Consider the following 14,352-nt stretch of genomic DNA (forward strand, 5'->3'; position numbering starts at 1 on the left):
CCTGAGCCTGCCCACCTCCATAATGGAACGACCTCCAGTCGCAAGCTGCGACAGCCACTGTCGCAAAAAGCGAGCACTGTCGCAAAATGCGACACCCCTCCCGGAGCACATTCATGACTTCTCTACACTCGTTTTGCCCGCAGACCAACGAAACCATGTGGCGTCAGTCCTGGGAGCGTTGTCAAACGATGAAGTCAGAATTAAGCGCGGAACCCAGGGACATGAGCCAAGGCGCCCTGCGACAGTTACTGGAACAGCAGCATCACTTGCTGCATCATTCCTCAGCAGCGATACAGGATCTGGCGGCGCTCGTGCACCCGCATCGCAGTCTGGTTTTATTGTGCGACGCGCAGGGCACGGTGTTGCAACAGGCGGGCGATCCACATTTTCTGCAGCGGGCCGAGCAGGTTGCCTTGCGTGCTGGCGTTAGCTGGGCCGAAAACCATCGCGGTACGAATGCAATTGGCACCGCCCTGTTCTGCGCCCAGCCCATCAAGATTCACGGCAGCCAGCACTATCTGCCTGACAACCGGATTCTGAGCTGCCATGCTGCTCCCATCCACGACCCTTACGGTCAGATCATTGGGGTGCTGGATATTTCCGGGCCTTCGGAGCTGGAGCATCACTACGCGCTGGATTTGGCGCAGTTGTACGCGCGCCAAATCAGCCGCCAGATGCTGGAATCGCTGTGTACCTCATCCCGCCGCCTTCTGCACCTGCATACCGATCCTGGTTTGCTTAATAGTGCTTTTAGTGGTCGACTGGTTCTGGAGGACGACACGATTGTGGCTGCCGATGAGTTGGCCGCCCGCATGTTGCGCCAGGATTGGCAAGAGCTGCCCGGCCAGGATTTACGTTCGGTACTGGAACAGGCGAAGAATACGAGTCGCCCCGTGGCGCTGCACCTGAGTACGGTGGCCAAAGCCCCGGCTCCGGCTCGTGCGGTGCAGGCTCGGGCGGAGACAGCAGAAACAACGCAACTGTCCCCTCAGCAGGAAAAGGCGTTGGAACCGGCTTTACGGGCCATGAAAATGGGCTTGTCCATCTTGCTCAGCGGCCCCAGCGGCTCGGGCAAGGAGCGTATGGCGCGTGAGCTGCATCGCCGTCACAAGTCGCAGCCCGGTCCTTTTGTGGCGATTAACTGCGCCGCCCTGCCCGAAACCCTGATCGAAGCCGAGTTGTTCGGGTATGAAGCCGGTGCGTTTACCGGCGCGCGTCGCCAGGGCTATGCGGGCAAATTACGGCAAGCACACGGCGGCGTACTGTTTCTGGATGAGATTGGCGATATGCCGGTCGGTTTGCAAAGCCGTCTGCTGCGGGTTTTGCAAGAACGCGAAGTTCAGGCCCTGGGTTCGGAGCGCACGCACCGACTGGACTTCCAGTTGATCAGTGCCAGCCATCAGCCACTGGAAAAACGGGTACGGGATGGCCACTTCCGTGCCGACCTGTACTTCCGGCTACAAGACTATATCTGCACGGTCCCTAGCCTCAGAGAACGCAAGGATCTGGGCGACTACATTTCAAAGGAGCTGGCCACTCTGGCACACGGGCAGGCCACACCCCAACTGCACCCCGACGCCCTGCAAACCCTGCAGGATTACGATTGGCCGGGCAATTACCGCCAGTTGCGATCAGTGCTGCTGCAAATCATTGTGGAAGATGCGCCAGGGCGGCTCTGGTTGACCCAGGATTTGCCGACCCTGCCGTGTTTGAATATCGAACACCCGGTGCTGGCCCAAGAACCCGCCACCCCAAAAAGCAAAAACATAACAGATGCAAGCTCCTTTGCCGCTTCCAAGCCGCAAACCCTGAAGGAGCAGGAGTACGCCGCCGTGCAACAGGCTTTGGAGCAGTATCAGGGGAATATTTCCCAAGCGGCACGCGCCTTGGGCCTGCATCGCAGCACCTTGCATCGCAGGCTGAAAGAAATGTCGCAGCTATTTACTGCAGATGATCATCGTCCAGAAAATCAGGAATCGGCATGGCAATAATGCCGTCGTCGGCCAACTCCTGATACTCCTGCACGGTAGCCTGACCTCGAATGGCGCGCGGCTCAATATCGCCTTCATGCATACGGCGCGCTTCCTGGGCAAACTGGGTACCTACATTGTCCGACTGGCGGATCACCGAGCGCAGCTCTTGCAAGAGCTGGCCTTGCATCGCCCGCATTTGCGCTTCGGTGGGCATGGTTGACGGCAAGGGTGGTGGGACGGGAGTACTGACAGGAGCACTGCCGCTTTCTTGCGCACCCACATTGATACGTGAAGCCGAAAGTTTGCGTTTGACCTCGTGGCTATCACAGACAGGGCAACACAAGAGTCCACGACTGATTTGCTCATCATAACTTTCGCGTGAGCTAAACCAACCCTCGAACACATGGCCGTGCTCGCACTCAAGATCAAAAACCTTCAAACTCATAATGTGTCTATCGATGGGCGGACAAGCCGCCGTAGGGTGACATGGAAGTACCGGACCGATGATGCCAGGCCCGGCATGCGGTAAGGCTTAACGGGGCACAGCGGCCAGCAAACGCTGCGTCAATTCTTCCTGTGGATGGAACAGAACCTGCTGTGCACTGCCCTGCTCCACGATACGCCCCTTGGCCATGATAGCAATTCGATCAGCCAGATACTCCACGACCCCGAAATTATGGGTAATGAACAAATAAGCCAGACCCAACTCCATCTGCAATTCGCGCATCAAATCCAGAATCTGCGCTTGTACGGATACGTCCAGGGCCGAGGTGGGTTCATCGCAAATCAGAACGGTGGGTTCGACCGCCAAGGCGCGCGCAATGGCGATGCGCTGTCGTTGTCCACCAGAGAACTCATGCGCGTAACGATCCAGGGCGTTCTTGGGTAGACCGACTTGGTCCACTAAAGTTTCAATTCGCTTGCGACGCGCCTTGGCATCCAGTTCGGGACGCAGCGCCGTCAGGCCCTCCAAGAGGATATCGCCCACCATCATGCGCGGGTCCAGCGACCCATACGGATCCTGAAAAATGATCTGCAAACGGGAGCGCAATTGCCGCAAGGCCTTGCCTTTCACTTGTAGAACATTCTGCCCCTGCATCTGCACCTGACCTCTGATCTGCGCCTGATGATCCAGCAAGCGCATCAAGGTACGTGCGACCGTGCTTTTACCGCAGCCCGACTCGCCGACCAAAGCCAGGGTTTCGCCCTTGTGCAGTTGCAGGCTCAAGTCTTTGACCACAGGAATCACGGGCAAGCGCCGCCACCAGGAACCAGCCTGCTTATAGGAAACAGACAGGTTCTGAATATCCAGCACCCGCTCTTTGCCGCTATTGCGCGGTGCTACCGCCTCGATAGGTGCAATGGCACGGGACAAGGGTCGCCCACGCTTTTCAAACGTGGGAATAGCGTCCAGCAATTCACGGGCATACGGATGGCTAGGGCGCAAAAAGAACTGGCTGGCCAGTCCCGCTTCCACAATTTGCCCATGCCGCATCAAGGCCACATAGTCGGCGTACTGCTTTACCAACAGCAAATCGTGCGTGATCAACAAGATCGCCAGGCCCATCTCTTTCTGTATATCAGCCAGCAATTGCAAAATCTGCGCCTGAACCGTCACATCCAGCGCGGTGGTTGGCTCGTCAGCCACCAGCAAATCAGGTTCCGCCGCCAAAGCAATGGCAATCATGATGCGTTGCTTCTGGCCACCGGAAAACTGAAACGGAAAATCGTCGTAACGCTGGGCAGCACCGGGAATGCCGACTCGCTCCAGCCATTTGATGGCCCTTGCCCTTTCCTGCCCTGCAGGAGCCACATCATGACGACGAATCACCTCACTGATCTGCCGGCCAATCGACATGACCGGATTCAGGCTGGTGGACGGCTCCTGAAAAATCACGCTGATGCGTTTGCCGCGCACATCTTGCATGTGCTGTTCAGGCAAAGGCGGCAATTCCAGCCCGTCCAAGGCAATATGACCGGACTGCATCCAGGCGGCTTCGGGCAAGAGGCGCAGAATCGCCATGGCTGTCATGCTTTTGCCGCAGCCAGACTCCCCCACCAAAGCAAAGGTTTCACCGCGCTGCACGGCCAAAGACAGATTGCGCACCACACTTTGCACACCCGCATCGGACTGCACGCGCAGTTCCAGACCCTCGATATTCAGCACAGCAGGCATGGCGGAGGGCTTCACGGCGGAGACGTTCTCAAGCTGGCTCATACCTTGGCTCCTCCTGGACGACGTACTCGCCAAGCCTTGAAGCGGCGGGTACGAGGATCAAAAGCTGTTTGCACCGCATCAGCAAAAATGTTTGCAGACAGAACCAGCCCCAGCATCATCACAAAGGCCCCGGCCAGCCCCCACCAGATAATCGGATCGCGGGACAGTTCGCTACGGGCGGCATCAATCATGCGTCCAAAGGAAGGCATGCTGGGGTCCACACCAATGCCCAGATAAGACAGCACGGCCTCGTATAGCACCAGGCCAGAGAACTCCAGAATCAGGGTGATCAGCACAATGTGCATGACGTTAGGCAGCAGGTGCCGGAACATGATGCGCAGATGACCCACACCAAAAGCTTGGGCAGCCTGAACATAGTCCAGCTCGCGCAGTTTCAACACCTCGGCACGCAGCAGGCGGCACAGGCCCGCCCAGCCAGTCAGGCCCAGAATCAGACACAGCATGAACAAACGCAGGTCAGCGCGGGCAGCCACGGTATCAAAGCTGTCGGGGTGGGTATCGATATAGACCTGCATCATCAGAACGCAAGCAGCGATCAGCAACACGCCGGGGATGGAGGTCAGTGTGGTGTAAATGTATTGAATGACATCATCCACCCAGCCCCGGAAGTAGCCAGCGGCCAAACCCAGAATAATGGCCGGTGGCAGCATGGCGAAGGTCGTCAAGGTGCCAATCACCAAGGCAGTGCGCACGCTTTTCAAAGCCTGCCAGATGATGTCGTTACCCGTGCGATCGGTGCCCAGCACATAGTAATTCGCGCTCAGGCTCAGAATCAGGCACAGCCCTATCACCAGCGCGCAGGCGCTGAACCAGACCAGCCGCCAATTCACTAAGCCCTGCCCCTGCCACCAATAGCGCCAGGCCGCGCCCCAACCCGGCTCCATGGACTGCTTGCGCCCCCAAAGTGTCAGCAAGACAGCCAGCGCCACGCTGCCCAGAAGTCCCCAGATCAAGCCTTTCAGACTGAGCTGGAGAATATCCTGTTGGTGCTCCTCTGGCGTATCCATGCCTACCCCGGCATTGACCAGGCGCGGAAAATCGCGCACAGGCTTGCCGTCAATCAACATGCTTTCCTTGGTCAACTGAAAACGCGCCAAGGGAGCCGAATACGTTTTTTCAACCTTGCTCAGACCTGCCGCTTTCAACACATCATCCAGTGCCGATCGGGCCACAGGCGCATAACTGGGTGTGCTGGCCTCCTGCCCCGGAGCCGCTGGCAAGAGCGGCCGGTAATGAATGGAATCCAATAGCCCAACCAACAGGAAAAACAACAGAAAAACAGCAGCACACATGGCCGAAGGTGTACGCGCCACACTGGCCCAGGCCGAGCGCAAAGCGGGACGCTTGACGACACGCCAGGTATAGACCGCCATGGCCAAAAACAGTGCCAGCACGAAGGTATCGGTCCAAAGAAAGACGAACTGTGGCATGGCGGGCTCAACTGAAACGAATGCGGGGGTCGACCAGGGTGTAGGAGATATCAGCCAAAATCAAACCAGCGATATAAAGCATCGATCCTAAAAACACCATGGCACGCACAATGGAGAAGTCCTGAGCATTGATGGCATCAATGGTGAAGCTGCCCAGGCCCGGAATACCAAAAAAAGACTCGGAAATCAGGCTCCCCATGAACAACAAGGGCAGAGCCGATACGGTGCCCGTCAGAATGGGCAAGAGCGCATTGGGCAACACGTGGCGGAACAAAACGGAGGACTCCGTCAGGCCCTTGGAACGTGCCGTACGCACGTAGTCACGGCTGGCCTCTTCCAGGAACAAACTGCGATAAAAGCGAGACTCCGCGCCAATGCGCGACAAAATCCCCACCAGCACCGGCAAGACCAGAAAGCGCCAGTTATCCATCCCTTCCACCCAACCCGAGAACGGCACCCAGCGCAGCACCCGCGCAAACAGCCACTGCCCGGCAATGATGTAGAACAGACCCGAAATGGACATCAGCACCACGCACAGCACGACGGCTGAGAAATCCAGTCGGGTTCCCCGGAAAAACACCATCAGCAAGGCAAAGCTGATACACACCCATAAACCTAAAAAGAAGGTGGGCAGGGCCAGCGCCAGGCTGGGCCCCATGCGTTGCTTGATTTGATAGGCAATATCCTGCCCCTGATCAGACAAGCCAAAGTCCAGGCGCAATAAGGGAACCGAGCGTTCGTAGAAAATCGTGTCGGTCAACGCGTTGCTGCCCTCGGCTTGAGCGTTATAAAACAGCGGTTTGTTGTAGCCGCGCTCAGCCTTCCAGTTTTCAATGGCAGTTTGGCTGACGCGCTGACCACCAATGGACAAACGGGCCATATCGTCCGGCGTATTGACGGCAAAAAACAAGACGAAGGTCAGCAAATTGACCCCGATCAGAATCAGCACGCCATACAGAATGCGCCGCAGCACATAGGAAAACATCAGTCTTTCTCCTTGCGCAAAGCCACATGGCGCCGACGAGCCAACGCCTGCGAGCGCACCACCCACAGCAACATCAAGGCCAGCAAGCCCAACGGTATGGCAGGCCACCAGACAGGACGGTTCCAGCGATCAATGCGCTCAACGCGCTGTTCGGGGTCGATACGGTAATACTGGATGCTGTCGCGCACCATCATGGACGGTTTGGCATTGCGCACCCAGCTTTGATACGCCCCGCCCGCATTGGGCACATAGCCGAACATCCAGGGGGCATCATGCTGAACCCGATGAATCATCTGCTGCACCACCGCCTGCTTGTCCGGGCCGTCATTCAAAAAGCGCATCTGCTCGTACAGACGATCAAACTCCGCGCTTTGATAGTTGGCGGCGTTTTCACCGCCAAAATCTTTTTTGGCCTGGGGACCATACAGCAAGGTGAAGAAGTTTTCAGCATCCGGGTAGTCGGCTACCCATCCCCACAAGAACAACTGGGCCGCACCACGCTTCATCTTGTCCTGAAAGCGGTTGTAGTCGGTGGCACGCACTTCCAGTTGCAAGCCCACTTGGGCTAATTGACGACGCATCCAGTCCACCGTGGCATCCGACCCCATGCCCATCATGGAGTCGTAATACAGGATCAAGGGCTTGCCGGTTCGACTATCCCGTCCACCGGGATAACCGGCCTGCCGCAGCAACTCGCGTGCTTCGTCCAGGCTGCGACGTTTCACCACACCATTGTCCTTGGTGTAGACGTAGGGGTTGGCGCCTTGGGGCAAGGGCTGATAACCCGGCACGCCGGGCGGTAAGGGCCCATGCGCGGCTTGCCCTTGGTCATTCATGAAAATGGAAACGTACTGTTCCCAGTCGAACACAATACTGATGGCCAAACGCAGCTTGCGGTTTTTCTCGAACTGCTCGGGGGTGTCGCCCTGACCGACCACCGGGTCGTGCCAGTTAAAGCCCATATAAAACAATTGCGCTTCAGGAGCCGTGCGCAATTGCAAACCGCGCTCCTGATACAGATTGGCTTTATCAACCGAATCCTGTGCCGCTACAGTCATGGCCACACCATACTCGCCCCGCTCCACCTGCGGAATGTCGTAATAGCCTTGCAGGAACTTGCCCATCAAAGGTACGCCTTCTTTTTCCAAAGAGAACACCACTTTGTCCAGGAAAGGCATGGGTTTACCGCAATCCTCCAGCAAACCGGCTGCTTGATCACCCGGCTCGCCCACACACGGGTAGGGCTCGCCCCGGTAATTGGGATTGCGGCTCAACACATGGCGGCGGTTGGTCAAGGACTCCGTCAGCATGAATGGGCCCGTGCCCACCGGCCAACTATCCAGCGTCAGATTGTGCTGTGCCATGCGTGGCTGGCTATAGAAACGCTCGGCCTCCCAAGCCATAGGAGCCGTAAAAGTCATGGCCAGCCAGTACTTGAACTGCGGATACTTGCCATTGACCTCGATACGCAAGGTATGTTTATCCAGAGCCCGCACACCCGGCAAGCTAAAGGGCCGCAGATCCAACCATTGCGCACGCGGCTCCTGCTTGTCGATCCGGGCCAGTTCGTCGCTGAACTCCTTGAAGCCACGGATATGCTCGGCCATCACCCCCAATGCAGGCGAAGCCAAACGCGGGCTGGCCAAACGTTTGAAGGCATAAACATAATCGTGAGCCGTCAACTCCCGCGAGCCAGTATGAGCAAAGTCAGCAATGCTAAAGGCGTCATTCAAGTCCGGCGCCCGCATGGGGTAATAGTAGAACTCGCCCTGCTCATCCAAGGCAAAGGCCGGATGCGGCTGAAAGCGAATGCCTTGCTTGATGGGAATGTCATAACGGCTGATGGCCACCTGCTCTCCCGGCACATCGGCAGGCAGACGCTTGCCTTGCGCATCCAAATACACCGGGTCGACCAACTCGGCTGCCGTCTTGGGGATCAGGCGATAGGGACGGTCCAGATAGTGGTAGCCGTACAGCGGCTCGTAAATCGAATAGGTAAACGGCGTCTCATCACCAGAATAGGACAAGGCCGGATCCAGGTGATTGGGGGAACGGGTCGTGAACGCGCTGTACAACGTGTTTTCTGCTGCGCTTTCTTCGTGATAAGGGCTGTTAACGGGCTTGGAGCAGGCTACCAATCCGACACACAACAGGGCCAACCCGCCCCACCGCCAAAGGCTTAACATTGCCCTTGCCGCCAGCAGTCATAGCGCCATTTCCATGGCGGCACTGGGTTGGGCTCGGACCAGATGCCCACACGGGCTTCTTTGGCCTCGCGCTCCAGTTGGTCGATACGCGGATCACGCAAGAAGCGACCCCGTTTTTCCCGATTGGCCATCGCCATACCAGCCTGTACCAGCTTCTGATTAGCGGTTTCACCATCAGCCAAAAGGACATCACATACGGCACGACCGTGTCGATCGCTCTCATAGCAAGACAGGGTCAAGTGCTTGCCGGAGACCAAATCCGACAAGAAGCGCCGCGAGGCCACCGCAAAGGGCTGACCAGGACGACGGCTGTCTTTGGTGGTTTCGGGGGCATCAATACTGGCCAGACGCACGCGAACCTGCCTGTTATTGCTGGGCAGAATCGTCAGCGTATCGCCATCCGCCACCCGCACCACGCGTCCGGTCAATTCGAAGTTTTGAGCCTGAACAGGCAAGGCACAGACAGCCATCACAGCCGTCAAGCCAGCACAAACGGCTGTGCGCCGCGTCAAAGAAGAAAAGCCGGACAGGGAAAACACAGTCATGATGCGGACAACACTCCAGGCGGGTAGCAGAAACTAGGCTAACAAATTATAGATACTGCGCACCGCCTGTCCAGAGCAATGTCCCTAGTAGGCAGGCTCACATCAAGACGCTTGCAGACGGGGCCAGATGCGATGCAAATACCAGCAGGCCTGCTCCACACCTTCCAGCCCGAATACGGCAGCGGGGCCTTGTTGCAGACGATGGGTCGCAAACAGATCCGCGACGGCATCAGGAGCCACCTGGCGCATCAGGCAGGCTTGGTACAGAAGGGCCAGTTTCTGCGTCCAGATACGGCCTCCCGCCTGGGAAACAGTGCTCAACAAATCCTGTGCAACCTGCCCCAGGTCGGCATCATCCCCTGTACGGGCACGCAAGTCCGCCTGCAAGGCCTCCAAAACGCCTTCCTGACTCAAGGCGCGCTGCACATCCAGGCACATCACATTGCCCGAGCCTTCCCAAATGGAGTTAACGGGAGCCTCGCGCAGCAAGCGCGGCATGGGGCCATCCTCGATATAGCCATTACCGCCCCAGGTTTCCATGGCGTCCGCACACAGAGCGATGGCCCGACGGCATACCCAGAACTTGGCGGCTGGGGCCAGCACGCGCAACACCGCCTGCGCGACAGGATCATCGACCCGCTCCTGCAAGTCCACCAGAAACAGAGCCAGATGAGTGGCGGCTTCGCTTTCCAGACTCATATCCAGCAGAACCGCCTGCATCAAAGGCTGCTCGATCAATTGTTTGCCAAAGCAGCGTCGGTGCTGACAGTAGTGCAAAGACTGCACCAAGGCTTGCCGCATCAGGGCGGCGCTGCCCAACACGCAGTCAATACGGGTACGGGCCGCCATTGCAGCCAACAGGGCAATACCGCGACCGGCCTGGCCCACGCGCCAGGCCAGCGCACCATCAAAATCCATCTCGGCACTGGCATTGGAACGATTACCCAATTTGTCTTTCAGCCTGCGTATATAACGGCGATTCAAGCCATATTCGGTATAGCGCGGCATCAAGAAACAGGAAAACTGCTCGTGCTCACGCGCCAGTACCAGATGCCCGTCCGCCTGCGGCACAGAGAAAAACCATTTGTGCCCGTAAAGACGAAAAGCCTGCCCGTCCGGGTGTGCTTCGGTGGTGCAGCCACGTAGATCAGAGCCGCCCTGCATTTCCGTCATGCCCATGCCCAGCAGCACGCTGCTTTTTTCTGTCATCAACTGGTCAGAAGAATCGTACTGATTAATGTCCAGCTTGGCCGCCCACTCCTGAAACGGATCAGACTGCAACAAGGGCGCTGCGGCACGTGTCATGGTCAAGGGACACAGGGTGCCCGCCTCGATCTGACCATGCATATAAAAGCCCATGGCTCGTTGTAGATGCAAGCCGGGCTCGGACTGATGGGGCCAGATATGCAGGCCCTGCTCCATGCCCAGGCTTATCAAGTGATGCCAAGCGGGATGGAAGTCCACCTGATCGACTCGTTGCCCTTGAGCAGACCAGCCTCGCCATTGCGGCGGCTGACGATTGGCCAAGGCACCTTGTCCGCGCCAATGAGCAGAGCCCAGTTTCTGGCCGTAGTCCGCCAGAGCTTGCCGGGCCTTGTTGGAAGCCAATTTGCTTTGCCACTGTTGCAGGGCCGGATCCTCGCCAAACAGATCGTCATTCATCAAATCCGGCACCTGATTCTGTAATTGCTGTCCCAGACTCATATCGCCTCCTTGATTTCGGCCTTGTCGCTCTTTGTTTCAGACTAGAGCCATTTGGCCTTTTTGAATTTCCAATACAAAAATCCGCAAACGCTGCCCATCAAGCCCAAGGCCAGGGGGTAGCCCAGCGTCCACTCCAGTTCCGGCATGTACTTGAAGTTCATGCCATAAATCCCCGCCACGGCGGTCGGCACAGCCAGAATGGCCGCCCAGGCTGCCAGCTTGCGGGTCGTATCGGTTTGCTGCATTTGCCCGATCATCAAGCCGCCTTCAAAGGCAAAAGCCAGGGCTTGTCGCTGACTATTAATAAACTCGGCAGTTCGAGCAATACGGTCTGAAACCTCAGCAAAATAAGCCCTGCTTTCCGCATCGACATACTCAAGTTCGATGCGCGACAAGCGACGCGTCAATTCAGCCAGCGGCGATACCGCCGTATGGACACGCAGCAAATCGCGCCGCAAACGATAAATACGCCGCACATCATTTTCCTTGAAACCACGAATCAGAAACTGCTGTTCAATGGCCTCCACGGCCTTCTCGGTCTGCTCCAAAGAAGTCTGGTACTGGTCCACAATCAGATCCAGCAACGCTGAGGCTACAAAATCGCTGCCCCGTGCCAGCAAAGCAGGTGTGCTTTCCAGACGGGCACGCAAGGGCAGGTAACTGCTGTTGGAGCCACGGCGCACCGTCAGCAACAAGCCATGGGCAATCAAAATCTGGGTCGTACCCAACAGCGGGCGCAGATCTTTCAGGCCCAGAGTCACCGCCACCACAATCAGACAATTACTGAACTCCAGCAACTTGGGGCGGCGATGGGGAGCCATTAACTCTTCAACTGCATTGTCTGGCAGACCCAGTTGCGCCCCCACTTCGCGCAAGGTGGCCTCGCCAGGGTCTTTCAAACCAATCCAGATAAAACCATCCTGCAAGGGGTCATGTGCAGCAAGGTGATGAATATCCAAAACCTGCGCTGGCTGGCCAGACTGATAGCGATACGCAGCCACCACAATATCTTGTGCATCTGGGGGAACCGGAGCCATCTCTTGCATGCTGCCTCCTTGCAGACAAAGCCCATTTTTTTGTTCGATAATAGCACTGGCCTCCCTCCGCGCTGCGACTGCAGCGACTTGCAAGGAAAGACATGAAATCACGATCCATCCTGTGCCTGGGCGCACTGATTCTGGCTCTGGGCGTAGGCCTGGGCGCGTTCGGCGCTCACGCATTGCGCGCCATGGTTGAGGCGTCAGCCCTGGCGACCTGGCATACCGCCGTGCTGTATCAATTACTGCATGGCCTGGGCCTGCTGCTGATTGTCGCGTTGGGCTCACAACTAAATATGGCCTGGCAGTCCCGCAGCGCCATTCTGATGCTGGCTGGCGTGCTGATATTCAGCGGCAGCTTGTACATTCTGGTGCTGAGCGGCGTGAAATGGCTAGGTGCCATTACCCCTATCGGCGGGGTTGCCATGATCTTGGCCTGGCTCTGTCTGGCAATAGCCGCCTGGCGTGGCAAGGACACCTGACCCCAGAGTCTACGCCTTCGTATAATGGGGCGCATAGTGTGCTTAACAGGAGCGCCCCGTGTCTGATTCCGCTTTTTCTTTACGCGAATTTACCCGCCAACTGCCCAAGGCTGAACTGCACCTTCATATTGAGGGCACACTGGAACCAGACTTGATCTTCAAGCTGGCCCAGCGCAATCACATGACGCTGCCCTATCCCGATCAGGCCAGCCTGCACGCCGCCTATCAGTTCACCGACCTGCAATCCTTTCTGGACCTGTATTACGCGGGGGCCGGCGTCCTGATCACCGAGCAGGATTTCTTTGACATGACCTGGGCCTACTTTCTGCGCGCCCAGGCCGATGGCATTGTGCATACAGAAATCATGTTTGACCCGCAAACACACACGGCACGCGGGATCGCCATGGAAACCGTCTTTGCCGGAATTGCCCGCGCCGCCCGCCAGGCCAAGTCCGACCTGGGTATCAGCAGCTATCTGATCCTGAGTTTCCTGCGTCATCTGAGCGAAGCCGACGCTTTTGCCACTCTGGACGCCGCCCTGCCCTTACGTAACCAATACTCCGACCTGTGGATTGCGATTGGCCTGGATTCCTCTGAAAAAGGCAACCCGCCCGCCAAGTTCGAGAAGGTCTATGCCCGTTGCCGAGAACTAGGTTTCAGACTGGTCGCCCATGCCGGAGAAGAAGGCCCAGCCAGCTATGTACGCGATGCCCTGCAACTTCTGAACGTGGAGCGCATCGATCATGGTGTGCGCAGCCAGGACGACCCAGCCCTGATGCAATATTTGGCCGATCACGCCATTTCCTTGACGGTCTGTCCCCTGTCCAACATCAAGCTCAAGGTTTTTGACAGCCTGCACCAGCACAATCTGAAGCATTTGCTCGATCGCGGCCTGAATGTTTGCGTGAACTCGGACGACCCGGCCTATTTTGGCGGCTATCTGCTGGACAACTATATGCAAAGCGCCCAGGCTCTGAATCTACGAGAAGCCGACTTGCGTACCCTGGCAGCCAATAGCCTGCGCTCCTCCTTTTTACCCAAGGAACAAAAACAGGCCTGGTTGAACAAACTGGAGCAGATCCCCGGACATGACTGAGTCCACGCTGTCTCTACCAAGAGCCTTCTTTGCCCGTGACCCGCGTTACGTTGCCCTGGAGTTGCTGGGCAAAACCCTGGTTTTGAATGACGAACGGGGCAGACGCTGCGCCACCATAGTAGAAACCGAGGCTTATTTGGGCCCTCAAGATCAGGCTGCCCACAGCCGGCGCGGCATTACCGAGCGCACACGCCTGATGTTTGGCCCGGCAGGCTACGCCTATGTGTATCTGATTTATGGCCTGCACCACTGCATGAATATCGTCAGTGGCGTACCCGGCGACGGCACGGCCGTCTTGCTGCGGGCAGCACAATGGACTTCCCCTGAGGATGGCCTCTCCCTGTCTGGCCCAGGGCGTCTGTGCAAAGGACTGGGTATCGACAAGGCCTATAACGGTGCGGATGCCTGCGCCCCTGAGCTGCATTTACTGGACGCCCCGGCCCTACCGCCCGAGCAAATCCTGATCAGCCCGCGTATCGGCGTGGACTATGCAGGAGCCTGGGCCAAGGCGCCCTTGCGCTACTCAATTGCCCAGCATCCGGAGGTATCGGTCAAACCGGGCAAAGCCACCACAAAACGCAGTGTCAAAGGCCTTAAACGCCCCGCTTAGAACAGGTATTATTAATCCTTCACGCTGAATGCTTACTAGCTGCT

General features: G+C 57.5%; 12 protein-coding genes. 4 read left to right on the forward strand and 8 right to left on the reverse strand.

Annotated elements, in window-relative coordinates; genetic code table 11:
- Positions 1-113: 113 nt before the first annotated feature.
- Positions 114-1,991, forward strand: a complete 1,878-nt coding sequence (locus ACDI13_RS05260; protein WP_316990805.1) for a sigma-54-dependent Fis family transcriptional regulator — start codon at positions 114-116, stop codon at positions 1,989-1,991.
- Here the strand turns inward: ACDI13_RS05260 and ACDI13_RS05265 are convergent.
- The 8 genes from ACDI13_RS05265 to ACDI13_RS05300 all read right to left on the reverse strand — a co-directional run bounded on the left by ACDI13_RS05265 (position 1,942) and on the right by ACDI13_RS05300 (position 12,129).
- Complete coding sequence (locus ACDI13_RS05265) at positions 1,942-2,418, reverse strand: DUF1178 family protein (protein ID WP_316990804.1); 477 nt, start codon at positions 2,416-2,418, stop codon at positions 1,942-1,944. The genes ACDI13_RS05260 and ACDI13_RS05265 overlap by 50 nt on opposite strands.
- An 87-nt stretch (positions 2,419-2,505) precedes the next feature.
- Positions 2,506-4,191, reverse strand: coding sequence for a dipeptide ABC transporter ATP-binding protein (locus ACDI13_RS05270; RefSeq protein ID WP_316990803.1), 1,686 nt, complete (start codon positions 4,189-4,191; stop codon positions 2,506-2,508).
- A complete protein-coding gene (locus ACDI13_RS05275; RefSeq protein WP_316990802.1) occupies positions 4,188-5,642 on the reverse strand; it encodes an ABC transporter permease in 1,455 nt (484 codons plus the stop codon). The genes ACDI13_RS05270 and ACDI13_RS05275 overlap by 4 nt, the downstream gene beginning before the upstream one ends.
- 7 nt (positions 5,643-5,649) lie before the next feature.
- Positions 5,650-6,627 carry an ABC transporter permease gene (locus ACDI13_RS05280; RefSeq protein ID WP_316990801.1) on the reverse strand — a complete coding sequence of 326 codons (978 nt, stop codon included), beginning with the start codon at positions 6,625-6,627 and terminating at the stop codon, positions 5,650-5,652.
- On the reverse strand, positions 6,627-8,813 hold the full coding sequence (locus ACDI13_RS05285) for an ABC transporter substrate-binding protein (RefSeq protein ID WP_316990800.1): 2,187 nt from the start codon (positions 8,811-8,813) through the stop codon (positions 6,627-6,629). Before ACDI13_RS05285 ends, ACDI13_RS05280 begins: the two co-directional genes overlap by 1 nt.
- Complete coding sequence (locus ACDI13_RS05290) at positions 8,807-9,379, reverse strand: thermonuclease family protein (RefSeq protein ID WP_316990799.1); 573 nt, start codon at positions 9,377-9,379, stop codon at positions 8,807-8,809. Before ACDI13_RS05290 ends, ACDI13_RS05285 begins: the two co-directional genes overlap by 7 nt.
- Positions 9,380-9,481: 102 nt before the next feature.
- Positions 9,482-11,083 carry an acyl-CoA dehydrogenase family protein gene (locus ACDI13_RS05295; protein WP_316991046.1) on the reverse strand — a complete coding sequence of 534 codons (1,602 nt, stop codon included), beginning with the start codon at positions 11,081-11,083 and terminating at the stop codon, positions 9,482-9,484.
- A 41-nt stretch (positions 11,084-11,124) separates the two neighbouring features.
- Positions 11,125-12,129 (reverse strand): magnesium and cobalt transport protein CorA, encoded by a 1,005-nt coding sequence (locus ACDI13_RS05300; protein ID WP_316991045.1) that lies wholly within the window; start codon positions 12,127-12,129, stop codon positions 11,125-11,127.
- A gap of 92 nt (positions 12,130-12,221) precedes the next feature.
- On the opposite strand from ACDI13_RS05300, the gene ACDI13_RS05305 reads away from it, so the two are divergent.
- Genes ACDI13_RS05305 through ACDI13_RS05315 form a run of 3 tightly spaced genes read left to right on the forward strand, consistent with a single transcriptional unit; the run spans position 12,222 to position 14,308 of the window.
- Complete coding sequence (locus tag ACDI13_RS05305; RefSeq protein WP_316991044.1) at positions 12,222-12,602, forward strand: DUF423 domain-containing protein; 381 nt, start codon at positions 12,222-12,224, stop codon at positions 12,600-12,602.
- 58 nt (positions 12,603-12,660) lie between these two features.
- Positions 12,661-13,698 (forward strand): adenosine deaminase, encoded by a 1,038-nt coding sequence (locus ACDI13_RS05310; RefSeq protein ID WP_316991043.1) that lies wholly within the window; start codon positions 12,661-12,663, stop codon positions 13,696-13,698.
- Complete coding sequence (locus tag ACDI13_RS05315) at positions 13,691-14,308, forward strand: DNA-3-methyladenine glycosylase (RefSeq protein WP_316991042.1); 618 nt, start codon at positions 13,691-13,693, stop codon at positions 14,306-14,308. The genes ACDI13_RS05310 and ACDI13_RS05315 overlap by 8 nt, the downstream gene beginning before the upstream one ends.
- The last annotated feature ends 44 nt before the right edge of the window (positions 14,309-14,352 follow it).

The organism is Alcaligenes faecalis, from assembly GCF_041521385.1.
GTDB classification, from domain to species: Bacteria; Pseudomonadota; Gammaproteobacteria; order Burkholderiales; family Burkholderiaceae_B; genus Alcaligenes; species Alcaligenes faecalis_E.